The organism is Herbaspirillum frisingense (genome assembly GCF_047325095.1).
GTDB lineage: Bacteria > Pseudomonadota > Gammaproteobacteria > Burkholderiales > Burkholderiaceae_D > Herbaspirillum > Herbaspirillum frisingense.
Window position 1 is genome coordinate 2,839,025 of sequence record NZ_CP168558.1, and the last position, 12,614, is coordinate 2,851,638.

11 protein-coding genes are annotated in these 12,614 nt (G+C 63.9%); all 11 read left to right on the forward strand.

Annotated features, from left to right (window positions below; all coding sequences use genetic code 11):
• The first annotated feature begins 17 nt into the window (after positions 1–17).
• The gene (cyoB, locus tag ACEOAC_RS13125) at positions 18–2,021 is read left to right on the forward strand and encodes a cytochrome o ubiquinol oxidase subunit I (RefSeq protein WP_077238012.1); all 2,004 of its coding nucleotides are present in this window, start codon (positions 18–20) and stop codon (positions 2,019–2,021) included.
• Positions 2,014–2,640, forward strand: a complete 627-nt coding sequence (gene cyoC / locus ACEOAC_RS13130) for a cytochrome o ubiquinol oxidase subunit III (protein ID WP_077238011.1) — start codon at positions 2,014–2,016, stop codon at positions 2,638–2,640. Before cyoB ends, cyoC begins: the two co-directional genes overlap by 8 nt.
• The gene (gene cyoD / locus ACEOAC_RS13135) at positions 2,637–3,113 is read left to right on the forward strand and encodes a cytochrome o ubiquinol oxidase subunit IV (protein ID WP_006462265.1); all 477 of its coding nucleotides are present in this window, start codon (positions 2,637–2,639) and stop codon (positions 3,111–3,113) included. The genes cyoC and cyoD overlap by 4 nt, the downstream gene beginning before the upstream one ends.
• Complete coding sequence (locus tag ACEOAC_RS13140) at positions 3,110–3,955, forward strand: SURF1 family protein (protein WP_413443732.1); 846 nt, start codon at positions 3,110–3,112, stop codon at positions 3,953–3,955. Before cyoD ends, ACEOAC_RS13140 begins: the two co-directional genes overlap by 4 nt.
• Positions 3,956–3,960: 5 nt before the next feature.
• Positions 3,961–5,343 (forward strand): ATP-binding protein, encoded by a 1,383-nt coding sequence (locus tag ACEOAC_RS13145; RefSeq protein WP_241812365.1) that lies wholly within the window; start codon positions 3,961–3,963, stop codon positions 5,341–5,343.
• A gap of 142 nt (positions 5,344–5,485) precedes the next feature.
• Positions 5,486–6,022 carry a response regulator transcription factor gene (locus ACEOAC_RS13150; RefSeq protein WP_006462262.1) on the forward strand — a complete coding sequence of 179 codons (537 nt, stop codon included), beginning with the start codon at positions 5,486–5,488 and terminating at the stop codon, positions 6,020–6,022.
• A gap of 156 nt (positions 6,023–6,178) precedes the next feature.
• Complete coding sequence (locus ACEOAC_RS13155; protein ID WP_411910019.1) at positions 6,179–7,378, forward strand: ABC transporter substrate-binding protein; 1,200 nt, start codon at positions 6,179–6,181, stop codon at positions 7,376–7,378.
• Between the two features lie 45 nt (positions 7,379–7,423).
• Positions 7,424–9,310 carry an ABC transporter permease gene (locus ACEOAC_RS13160; protein ID WP_006462260.1) on the forward strand — a complete coding sequence of 629 codons (1,887 nt, stop codon included), beginning with the start codon at positions 7,424–7,426 and terminating at the stop codon, positions 9,308–9,310.
• A complete protein-coding gene (locus ACEOAC_RS13165) occupies positions 9,307–10,083 on the forward strand; it encodes an ABC transporter ATP-binding protein (RefSeq protein ID WP_413445282.1) in 777 nt (258 codons plus the stop codon). Before ACEOAC_RS13160 ends, ACEOAC_RS13165 begins: the two co-directional genes overlap by 4 nt.
• A complete protein-coding gene (locus ACEOAC_RS13170) occupies positions 10,080–10,781 on the forward strand; it encodes an ABC transporter ATP-binding protein (protein ID WP_413445281.1) in 702 nt (233 codons plus the stop codon). The genes ACEOAC_RS13165 and ACEOAC_RS13170 overlap by 4 nt, the downstream gene beginning before the upstream one ends.
• Positions 10,782–10,940: 159 nt before the next feature.
• On the forward strand, positions 10,941–12,581 hold the full coding sequence (locus ACEOAC_RS13175) for a histidine kinase famiy protein (protein WP_077238005.1): 1,641 nt from the start codon (positions 10,941–10,943) through the stop codon (positions 12,579–12,581).
• The last annotated feature ends 33 nt before the right edge of the window (positions 12,582–12,614 follow it).

The following is a 12,614-nucleotide window of genomic DNA, read 5'->3' on the forward strand; positions in this document are numbered from 1 at the left end:
TTCCCCGGGAAGTAAAGATGTCTGACAATTTTGACCTGATAAAGCTGATCTTCGGTCGCCTCAGTCTGGAAGCGATTCCATACCATGAGCCGATCCTGATCGGTACCTTCGCCATGGTGGCGCTGGGCGGCATAGTGGTACTGGGCCTGCTCACCAAATATCGCCTGTGGGGCATGCTGTGGCGCGACTGGTTCACCAGTATCGACCACAAGCGCATCGGCATCATGTACATCGTGCTGGCCATCGTCATGCTGCTGCGTGGCTTTGCCGATGCGGTGATGATGCGCGCACAGCAGGCCATCGCCTTCGGCGACAACGCCGGCTTCCTGCCGCCGCACCACTATGACCAGGTGTTCACCGCCCACGGCGTGATCATGATCTTCTTCGTGGCCATGCCCCTGGTGACCGGTCTGATGAACTACGTCGTGCCCCTGCAGATCGGTGCGCGCGACGTGGCCTTCCCGTTCCTGAACAACTTCAGCTTCTGGATGACCACCTTCGGCGCACTGCTGGTGATGGCCTCGCTGTTCGTGGGCGAATTCGCCCGCACCGGCTGGCTGGCCTACCCGCCGCTGTCGGGCATCCTGTACAGCCCTGACGTGGGGGTGGACTACTACATCTGGGCCTTGCAGGTGGCCGGGGTAGGGACACTACTTTCCGGCATCAACCTGGTGGTGACCATCGTCAAGATGCGCGCCCCGGGCATGAACATGATGAAGATGCCGGTCTTCACCTGGACCTCGCTCTGTACCAACGTCTTGATCGTGGCCGCCTTCCCGGTGCTGACCGCCGTGCTGGCCATGCTGTCGCTGGACCGCGTCTTCGGCACCAACTTCTTCACCAACGACATGGGCGGCAACGCCATGATGTACGTGAACCTGATCTGGATCTGGGGTCACCCCGAGGTCTACATCCTGGTGCTGCCGGCCTTCGGCGTGTTCTCTGAAATCGTCTCGACCTTCAGCGGCAAGCGTCTGTTCGGCTACACCTCCATGGTCTATGCGACCGTGGTGATCACCATCCTGTCCTACCTGGTGTGGCTGCACCACTTCTTCACCATGGGTTCGGGCGCCAGCGTGAACTCGTTCTTCGGCATCACCACGATGATCATCTCGATCCCGACCGGTGCCAAGATCTTCAACTGGCTCTTCACGATGTACCGTGGCCGCATCCGCTTCGAAGTGCCGATGCTGTGGACCATCGGCTTCATGATCACCTTCGTCATCGGTGGCATGACCGGCGTTCTGCTGGCCGTTCCCCCTGCCGACTTCGTGCTGCACAACTCGCTGTTCCTGATCGCTCACTTCCACAACGTCATCATCGGTGGCGTGGTGTTCGGCATGTTCGCCGGCATCAACTTCTGGTTCCCGAAGGCCTTCGGCTTCAAGCTGAACCAGTTCTGGGGCAAGTGCTCGTTCTGGTTCTGGTTCGTGGGCTTCTACCTGGCCTTCATGCCGCTGTACGTGCTGGGCCTGATGGGCGTGACCCGTCGCATGAGCCACTTCGACGATCCGTCGCTGCAGATCTGGTTCGTGGTCGCCGCGCTGGGTGCTGGCCTGATCGCCCTGGGCATCGGTTCCTTCATCATCCAGATCGCCGTCTCCATCCGCGATCGCAAGAAGCTGGCCGACGTCACCGGCGACCCGTGGGATGCCCGTACCCTGGAGTGGTCGACTTCCTCGCCGCCGCCTGTCTACAACTTCGCCTTCACCCCGGTCGTGCATGACAACGACGCCTGGGCTGACATGAAGAAGAACAAGTATCAGCGTCCGCTGGGTGACTTCGTGGAAATCCACATGCCCAAGAACACCGGTGCCGGCTTCATCATCGCTGCGCTGTCGGCAGTGCTGGGCTTCACCCTGATCTGGCACATGTGGCTGCCGGCCGTGGCAATCTTCGTCGTACTGGTTGCCGCCACCATCATCCACACCTTTAATTACAACCGCGACTACTACATCCCGGCCGACGAAGTCGTCCGTGTCGAAGCAGAGCGCACACGTCTGTTGAATAGCCATGTCTGAAGCAATCAACCACACGGCCGACGCGACGCCTAGCTCGCGCTATTTCGTCCGCCATCACCATCCGGAGAACGGCACCCTGCTGGGCTTCTGGATCTACCTGATGAGCGATTGCCTGATCTTCGCCTGCCTGTTTGCGTGCTATGCCGTGCTCGGCCGCAACTACGCAGGCGGCCCGACCGGCGCCGAGCTGTTCGACCTGCCGCTGGTGGCGCTGAACACCGCGCTGCTGCTGCTGTCGTCGATCACCTACGGTTTCGCCATGCTGGCCATGCAGGCCAAGAAGCAGCAGAACACCATCATCTGGCTGGTCATCACCGGTCTGCTGGGTGCCGGCTTCATCTACTTCGAACTGTATGAGTTCCTGCACCTGATCCACGAAGGCGCCGGCCCGACCCGCAGCGGTTTCCTGACCTCGTTCTTCGCCCTGGTCGGTACCCACGGTCTGCACGTCACCTTCGGCATCATCTGGCTGGTCGTGCTGCTGTTCCAGATCAACAAGCATGGTCTGACCGAAGCCAACGGCCGTCGCCTGATGTGCCTGTCGATGTTCTGGCACTTCCTGGACGTGGTCTGGATCGGTGTCTTCACCTTTGTCTATCTGATGGGAGTCCTGCCATGAGCCGCGGCCACCAAGAACACCCGGCCCGTCCGATGGGCCACCACGATGACCATGGCCACGGTCATGGTCATGGCGACCACGCCGCCCACGGCACGATGAAGGATTACGTCACCGGCTTCGTGCTGGCCGTGATCCTGACCGCGATCCCGTTCTGGATGGTGATGAACAAGTCCATCTCCAGCTCGGCCACGCTGGGCATCGTGCTGCTGGCCTTCGCGGCCGTGCAGATCGTGGTCCACATCAAGTACTTCCTGCACATGAACGGCAAGTCCGAAGGTGGCTGGAACATGCTGGCGATGATCTTCACCATCGTCATCGTGGTCATCACCCTGTCCGGTTCGCTGTGGGTCATGTATCACCTGAACCACAACATGATGCCGACCATGTCGCCGGAAAACATGCCGACCGAAACTGTCCCGCAATCGATGCAGGGCATGCAGGGTATGCAACACGGCGCAGCCCAATCGAAATGAGCCCGACGCCGAATCAAGGCGTGAAGCAGGGCAAAGAAAGCGGAGCGGCGCAAGCCGCTCCGGTATCCCGCACAAAGGCCAGCCTGCTGTTGCTGACCCTTTTGGCGGGATTTTTCTTTCTGGTCTTCGCCGCGCTGGGAAGCTGGCAGGTCTACCGCCTGCAATGGAAGCTGGACCTGATCGCCAAGGTCGATGCCCGCGTGCATGCTGCACCCGTGCCCGCCCCTGGCCCCGAGGAATGGCCGCAGGTCTCGGCCGAACGTGACGAATATCGCCGCGTAAGCCTGTCCGGCCGCTACCTCTACAGCCAGACCGCGGCCGTGCAGGCCAGCACCGACCTGGGCAGCGGTTCGTGGCTGCTGACGCCCTTGCAGCTGGCCGATGGCACGCTGGTCCTGGTCAATCGCGGCTTTGTCAACGTCTCGCCGCTCAAGCTGGATGCCAACGGCCTGGCCGATGCACCGGCCGGCCAGAGCACACAAGTAGTCGGGCTACTGCGCATGAGCGAGCAGGGTGGTGGTTTCCTGCGCAGCAATGACGCAGCCCAGAATCGCTGGTATTCACGCGACGTCAAGGCCATCGCCCAGGCGCGTGGCCTGTCGGGCGTGGCACCGTACTTCGTGGATGCCGACAAGCCTTCGGCCGAAGCCAACGCCGCCGTGGCACCGGACGCGCAGAAACCGGTCGGTGGCCTGACCGTCATCGCCTTCCACAACAGCCACCTGGTCTACGCCATGACCTGGTATGCCCTGGCCCTGATGTCGCTGGGCGCAGGTTACTGGGTGATCCGCGATGAGCGCCGCTGGCGCCAGCGCATCCAGGACGCCCGCTCCAAGGGCTGACACGCATGACCGCCGCCGACACCTTCGCCAAGCGCAAGACCCTGCGCGAGCGCTGGCAGCGCCTGCGCCAGGGGGAGCAGAACCCGGCCGGCCACCAGAACATGCTGCTGCTGATCCAGCTGCGCTGGCTGGCGGTGCTGGGGCAGGTGTCCACCATCGCCTTCGTGGTGCTGGTGTTCGACCTGCACCTGCCGCTGCCGCACATGCTGGAGGTGCTGTCCTGCCTGATCGCCTTCAACATCGCCAGCCACCTGCGCTGGCATGAACGGCGCATCGCCACCAACGCCGAACTGTTCCTGGCCTTGCTGGTGGATGTGGCGGTGCTGACCTTCCAGCTCTATCTGAGCGGCGGCATCACCAATCCCTTCGCCTTCCTCTACCTGATGCAGATCATCCTCTCGGCCGTGCTCCTGAAGCCCTGGTCGAGCTGGGCCATCGTCGGTGTCACCATGGTCTGCCTGGCCGGGCTGGCGCTGTTTTCCGAACCGCTGGCCCTGCCGCCGGACCACAATGCCGGCCTGCTGAGCCTGTATGTGGAAGGTACCCTGATCTGCTTCCTGCTCAATGCCGGCCTGATGGTGTTCTTCATCACCCGCATCAGCAGCAACCTGCGTGCCGGCGACGCCTTGCTGGCTGACCTGCGCCAGCGTGCCGCCGAGGAAGACCACATCGTGCGCATGGGCTTGCTGGCCTCCGGCGCCGCCCATGAACTGGGCACGCCGCTGGCGACCGTCTCGGTCATCCTCGGCGACTGGAAGCGCATGCCCGAGATCAGCCAACGCCAGGACATGCTTGACGACATCGCCGAAATGGAAGCCCAGCTGCAGCGCTGCAAATCCATCGTTAGCGGCGTGCTGCTCTCGGCGGGGCAGGCGCGAGGTGAATCCTCGATCAAGACCACCCTCAACACCTTCCTCGACAGCGTGGCCGAGGACTGGCGCAAGACGCGCCCGGTGGAGGTGTTCCAGTACCGTAACCTGATCGAGCAGGATGTGCCGGTGGCCTTCGATTCAGCCATCAAGCAGATGCTGGGCAACGTACTGGACAATGCCTTCGAGGTCTCGCCGCACTGGCTGGCGCTGGAGGTCAGGCGCGAGGGCGATCTGCTGTTGATGGAAGTGACCGACCAGGGGCCGGGCTTCCCGGAGTGGATGATCAACCAGATCGGCAAGCCCTACCAGTCCACCAAGGGCAAGCCGGGTCGTGGTCTGGGCCTCTTCTTCGTGGTCAACGTCGCGCGCAAGCTGGGCGGACGCGTCTGGGCCAGCCATCGCAGTGGTGGCGGCGCCTGCGTCACGCTGGAGTTGCCGCTGTCGGCCATCAGCCTGGAAAACCCGCCCGAGGCTGCACCAGGCAGCGTGGCGCCGGATTTTCCGACCGGCGCTTGATGTGCCGCAATGTGCCGCAAGCCGCGCCCACCGGGCGTTTGACTGCCATCATTCCTTTTTCTGTTGCTCGCTGCCATGCCGGGCGCCGTCTCGACATACAATAGCGCCCTGGGAAAGCAGATAGAAGAAATAGGGAATGTACATGCCGGCTGATCGCCTGCTCCTGATCATCGAGGACGATGCCGCCTTCGCACGCACCTTGGGGCGCTCCTTCGAGCGCCGTGGCTACACCGTATTGCTCGCCGCCAGCCAGGAAGAGGCGGCGGCCCATCTCAAGGAACACCAGCCCGGCTATGCCGTGGTCGACCTGAAGCTCGGTGGCAATGCCTCCGGCCTGGCCTGCGTGCAGATGCTGCATGCCCACGACGAGAACATGCTGATCGTGGTCCTCACCGGATTTGCCAGCATCACCACGGCGGTGGAAGCCATCAAGCTGGGCGCCTGCCAGTACCTCGCCAAGCCCTCCAATACCGACGACATCGAAGCCGCCTTCGGCCACGTGGCCGGCGCCTCCGAGGTTGAATTGCCGGCCCGCGCCACCTCCATCAAGACCCTGGAATGGGAGCGCATCCACGAGGTGCTGGTGGAGACCGATTTCAACATCTCCGAAACCGCCCGCCGACTCGGCATGCACCGCCGCACCCTGGCGCGCAAGCTGGAGAAGCAGCGGGTCAAGTAAGCCAAGCAAGCATCAGCAAGCATTCAAGCAGCGACCCAGGCAGCGCCAGACCAGGGCAGCAGTGGTTATCATGGCGCCCGCAGATCAGGCAAGGCCATCTCATCAAAAGGGAATGACGTGAAACAGTTCAACTTCCAGTTCGACTTCCAGCGCAACATCCTGTGGGCGGCCAGTGCCGCCATCCTGTCCCTGGCCGGCGCCAGTGCCACCGTCACCGCCAGCGCCCAGGAGACCATCAGGATCGGCGAAATCAACAGCTACAAGGCGCAACCGGCCTTCCTGGAGCCCTACCGTCGTGGCTGGGAAATGGCCCTCGATGAGGTCAATGCCGCCGGTGGCGTGCTGGGCAAGAAGCTGGAAGTGATCGCCCGCGACGATAACGGCAACCCCGGCGACTCCGTGCGCGTGGCCGAGGAATTGATGGCCCGTGAGCGGGTGGCCTTGCTGTTTGGCGGCTTCCTCTCCAACACCGGCCTGGCGCTGACCGATTACGCCCGCCAGCACAAGGTATTCTTCCTCGCCGCCGAACCGCTGACCGACAAGATCGTCTGGCAGAACGGCAACAAATACACCTACCGCCTGCGCCCCTCCACCTACATGCTGGTGGCCTCGGTGGTCAAGGAAGCCGTCAAGCTGAAAAAGAAGCGCTGGGCCATCGTCTACCCCAACTATGAATACGGCCAATCGGCCGTGGCCAGCTTCAAGACCCTCATGAAGCAGGCCCAGCCCGATGTGGAGTTCGTGGTCGAACAGGCGCCGCCGCTGGGCAAGATCGATGCCGGTGCAGTGACCCAGGCCCTGGCCGACGCCAAGCCTGATGCCATCTTCAATGCACTGTTCGCGGCCGACCTCGGCAAGTTCGTGCGGGAAGGCAATACCCGCGGCCTGTTCGATCATGTGGAAGTGGTGTCATTGTTGACCGGCGAGCCGGAATACCTGGACCCGCTGAAGAACGAAGCCCCGCAGAACTGGATCGTCACCGGCTATCCCTGGTACGCCATCAACACGCCCGAGCACAAGAAGTTCGTTGATGCCTACCGCAAGAAATTCAATGACTACCCCCGTAACGGCTCACTGGTCGGCTACAGCGCCCTGATGTCGATCGCGGCCGGCATCAGGAAGGCCGGCAGCACCGATGCCGACAAGCTGGCCGCTGCCTTCTCCGGCCTGAAGGTCGACACCCCGGTGGCCAGCATCGTCTATCGCCCGCAGGACCACCAGTCCACCCTGGGCGCCTTTGTCGGTCGCACCGGCATCAAGGATGGCAAGGGCATCATGACCAGCTTCAGCTACGTTGACGGCGCCAGCCTGCAATTGCCCGACGACGAGGTCAGGAAACTGCGTCCGGCCGATTGAGTGTCGTCGTGGTGATCTTCCCTTCCGGCGACCGCGCGTGACGCCATGACCCTGGCCAGTCTCACCGTGCAGATGGTCAATGGCCTGGCCGATGCCTCCGCGCTGTTCCTGGTGGCCGTCGGCCTGTCGCTGATCTTCGGCGTCACCCGCATCGTCAACTTCGCCCATGGTTCGTTCTACATGCTGGGCCTGTACCTGGCCTATAGCCTGGTGGAACGGCTGGGCGCGAGCGCACTCGGCTTCTGGGGCGCGGTCCTGCTGTCGGCCCTGATCGTGGCGGCACTCGGCGCGCTGGTGGAGGTCGTGGTGCTGCGGCGTATCTATCGCGCGCCCGAGCTGTTCCAGCTGCTGGCCACCTTTGCGCTGGTGCTGGTGATCAAGGACGCCGCCCTCTGGTACTGGGGCCCGGAAGACCTGTTCGGCCCGCGTGCCCCGGGCCTGGGCGGGGCCGTGCCACTGCTGGGACGGCGCCTGCCGCAATACGACCTGCTGCTGATCTTCATCGGCCCGCTGGTGCTGGCGCTGCTGTGGCTGCTGCTCAACCGCACCCGCTGGGGCACATTGATCCGCGCCGCCACCCAGGACCGTGAAATGCTGGGCGCACTGGGCGTGAACCAGGCCTGGCTGTTTACCGCCGTATTCGCCCTGGGCTGCTTCCTGGCCGGCCTCGGTGGCGCGCTGCAAGGGCCGCGCATGCCGGCCAACCTGGCCCTGGACCTGGATACCATCGGCAACGCCTTCGTGGTGGTGGTGGTCGGCGGCATGGGTTCCATCGGGGGCGCTTTCGCGGCCGCGGTGCTGATCGCCGAAGTCAAGGCACTCTGTATCGCCGTGGGCAACGTCTCCGTCTTCGGCTTCGACCTCTCCCTTTCGCGGCTGACGCTGGTGGTCGAATTCTTGGTGATGGCCGTGATCCTCGTCCTGCGCCCCTGGGGTCTGTTCGGCAAGCCGCTGGCGGCGGTGCGCGTGGCGGCGGCCCACGCCGCGCCGCTGGAAGCAGGCGGGCGCGTTGCGCGCCTGGCCGGGCTGGCATCGCTGCTGTTGCTGCTGGCCCTGCCGCTGTTGGCGGGGCGCTTCCCCTATCTGCCGGTATTGATGGTGGAAATCCTGATCGCCGTGCTGTTCGCCGCCAGCCTGCATTTCCTGATGGGGCCGGGGGGCATGGTGTCCTTTGGTCACGCCGCCTATTTCGGCCTGGGCGCCTATGCCGCCGCGCTGGTTTCGCTGCGCCTGCAGTGGCCGCTGCCGCTGGCGATGCTCAGCGGCGCGCTGACGGCGATGCTGGCAGCCCTGTTGTTCGGCTGGTTCTGCGTGCGCCTGTCGGGCGTGTACCTGGCCATGCTCACGCTGGCCTTTGCGCAGATCGTCTGGGCCGGCATCTTTCAGTGGGATGACCTGACCGGCGGCAGCAATGGCTTGGTCGGTCTGCGCCCGGGCGAGGCGCTGGCTTCCCCTGTGGCGTATTACTACCTGGCGCTGGCCTGCGCCGCGCTGGGCGTATACCTGTTGCGACGCGTGGTGCAGGCGCCATTCGGCCTGGCCCTGCGCGCCGCACGCGATGCGCCGGTGCGGGCCGAGGCGCTGGGCATGGATGTGCGCGCCTTGCAGTGGGGCGGCTTTGCCGTGGCCGGTCTGTTCTGCGGCCTGGCGGGCGTGCTGTTCGCGTTTTCCAAAGGCAGCATTTCTCCCGAGGTGGCCAGCGTGGGGCGCTCGGTCGATGGGCTGGTGATGGTGCTGCTGGGCGGCGTGCAGAGCCTGCTCGGACCCTTGCTCGGCGCTTCGCTGTTCGTCTGGCTGCAGGACCTGGTGGCACGCGAGACCGATTACTGGCGCGCCTTGCTGGGCGGGGTGATCCTGTTGCTGGTCCTGCTCTTCCCGGGCGGGATCGTGGGTGCCTTGCGCGGCTGGCGCGGACGGGGGGAGGGCGCATGAGCCTGCTGCACGTGCAACACCTGTCCAAGACCTTCGGCGGCGTGGCCGCGCTGGATGATGTGTCTTTCGAACTCCCGGCCGGCCAGATGCTGGCCCTGATCGGTCCCAATGGCGCCGGCAAGTCCACCTGCTTCAACCTGATCAACGGCCAGTTGCGCCCGGATGCCGGCGCTGTGCTGCTGGCGGGCGAGGACATCGCCGGCATGCCGGCGCGCCATATCTGGCAGCGCGGCGTGGCCCGCACCTTCCAGGTATCGGCCGCCTTCGGCTCCATGACCGTGCTGGAAAACGTCCAGGCCGCCTTGCTCTCGCACCGGCGCCAGTTGTGGCGCTGGTGGCCTCCTGCGGCTTCCTGCCTGCGCGATGAAGCCATGGTGCTGCTGGAGCAGGTCGGCATGGCAGCGCAGGCGCGCCGTGCCTGCGGGGTGCTGGCCTATGGCGACATCAAGCGGGTGGAACTGGCCATGGCCCTGTCCAACGCACCACGGCTGCTGTTGATGGACGAACCCACCGCCGGCATGGCGCCCCGCGAGCGCCAGCAATTGATGGCCCTGACGCGGCGCCTGGTCAGCGAGCGCGGGCTCTCGGTCCTGTTCACCGAACACAGCATGGACGTGGTCTTCGCCTTTGCCGATCGCATCATCGTGCTGGCACGTGGCCAGTTGATCGCCCAGGGTGAACCCGAGTCGGTGCGGCGCGATGCCCGCGTGCGCGAGGCCTATTTCGGCAGCGGTGCCAGCTTCGGTGAGGCCAATATGGGGAGCCCGGCATGAGCGCAGCCTTGCTGCAGGTCGAGGCGCTGAACGCTTTCTATGCCCGCGCCCATATCCTCTTCGATGTTAGCCTGGAGGTGGGCCGGGGCGAAGTAGTGGCCCTGATGGGCCGCAATGGCGCCGGCAAATCCACCACCCTCAAGGCCGTGATGGGGCTGCTGGAGGGGACGCGTGGCAAGCTCAGTTTCGGTGGTCGCGATCTCACCCGCCTGGCACCGTATCAACGTGCGCGGCTGGGCCTGGGTTTCGTCCCGGAAGATCGTCGCATCTTCACCGAACTGAGTGTGCTGCAGAACCTGGAAGCAGGGCGCCAGCCACCGCGTGCCGGTGCGCCGGTCTGGACAGCGCAGGCGGTGTTCGACCTCTTTCCCAACCTGGGCGCCATGCCTGAACGCCCGGGTGGCCGCATGAGCGGTGGCGAGCAGCAGATGCTGACCATCGCCCGCACCTTGATGGGCAATCCCCACCTGCTGCTGCTGGACGAGCCTTCCGAAGGGGTGGCGCCGGTCATCGTGGAGCAGATGGCGGCCATGATCATCCGGCTCAAGGAACGCGGCATGTCGGTGTTGCTGTGCGAACAGAATACCCACTTCGCCAGCCTGGTCAGCGACCGTGCCTACCTGCTCGATCAGGGCCGTATCCTCCATCACGGCAGTCCCCAACAGGTGCAAGCTCATCAGCAGCAGTCCGGCCTGTAGCAAGGGCTTCAAAAGGATGTAACAAAGCACCGTCGCGCTTGTTGCAATTGCGGGGGAACCGTTGAGCCTGCCTGTGTCCAAACTCCTGAAAACAGCTTGTTTCAGCTCGCCTTTGCTTGCCACGCTGCAACCGAGCCCACCCATACGGAGAAGAACACAATGCCCACACTTGCCAAGCGCCCTCCGGTGCATTGGCCTGCCGACGACTACAACGATGCAGGATTACGTAACGACCACGCCAAGGTCGCGGTAGGCGATGACGCCAACGATATCTTTTTTGCCGCCGTCGAAATGACGCGCATGCCGATGATCGTGTCCGACCCGAATCAGCCGGACAACCCCATCATCTTCGTCAACAATGCCTTCATCAACATGACTGGCTACAGCCGGGCCGACGTGATCGGCAAGAACTGCCGTTTCCTGCAAGGCCCGGAAACCGACCGTGCGGTGGTGGCGCAGGTGCGCGAAGCCGTGCTCGAACGGCGCGAGATCGCCACCGAGTTGCTGAACTATCGCAAGAACGGTTCCACCTTCTGGAATGCGCTCTTCATTTCACCCGTCTATGACCAGCATGGCGAACTGAAATACTTCTTCAGCTCGCAACTGGACATCAGCCGCCGCCGTGACGCCGAACAGGCCCTGGGCCAGGCGCGCAAGATGGAAGCACTGGGCCAGTTGACCGGCGGGATCGCGCACGACTTCAACAACCTGCTGCAGGTCATCAGCGGCTACCTGGACATCATCAACCTGGCCCTGCGTAGTCCGGTGCCGGATCTGGGCCGCGTGGCGCGCAGTACCGACAGTATCCGCAAGGCCTCCGGCAAGGCCGCCATGCTGACGCAGCAATTGCTGGCCTTCGCCCGCAAGCAACGACTCGAGGGGCGTACCATCAACCTCAACTCGCTGACCGAGGGCTTTACCGATCTGGTGCAGCGTACCCTGGGGGGGGATATCCATGTACGCACCGCACTGGCGCCTGGCCTCTGGAATTGCCGTCTCGACCCGACCCAGATGGAGGTGGCGCTGCTGAACATTCTCATCAATGCCCGCGACGCCATGTCCGGCAAGGGAACATTGCGCATCCAGACCAGCAATGAAGACCTGAGCAGCGATGAACCTGCCTTGCAGCTGGGCTTGAAGCCGGGCCTCTATGTCTGCCTGGCCGTGGTCGACGACGGCCCCGGCATTCCGCCCGACATCCTGCCGCGCGTGATGGACCCCTTCTTCACCACCAAGGACGAAGGCAAGGGGACCGGGCTGGGCCTGTCCATGGTGTATGGCTTCGTCAAGCAGTCGGGTGGTTCGGTACGGATTTCCTCGGGGCCGCAGGGGGGCACGACGGTAGCGATCTACTTCCCGGCCACGCAGGACCAGGTCGGGGGCAGCTTCGAGTATGACAACCGCACCCAGAGCCAGGGTGGTCACGAGCACATCCTGGTGGTTGACGATAGAATCGAGGTCGCCGAACTGGCCCAGGACATGCTGGAAAGCCTGGGCTATCGGGTGCGCATGGTCAATTCCGCCAACGAAGCGCTGCAGCTGATCCGTGCCGGCGAGCCGGTCGATCTGCTCTTCACCGACCTGATCATGCCGGGCCACATGAATGGCGTGGTACTGGCGCGGGAGGCGCGGCGCATGTTACCTTCGCTCAAAATTTTATTGACTACCGGTTACGCCAGCGAATCGATAGAACGGCATGGAGCCGACGGAGAATTCCCCGTCCTCGACAAACCGTATCGTCATGATGAGCTGGCCCGCAAGATCCGCATTGTCCTCGACGGCGCCACTGGCGTGAGCTGAAAACAATAACAACAAGCCGTCCGCCTCTGCCCG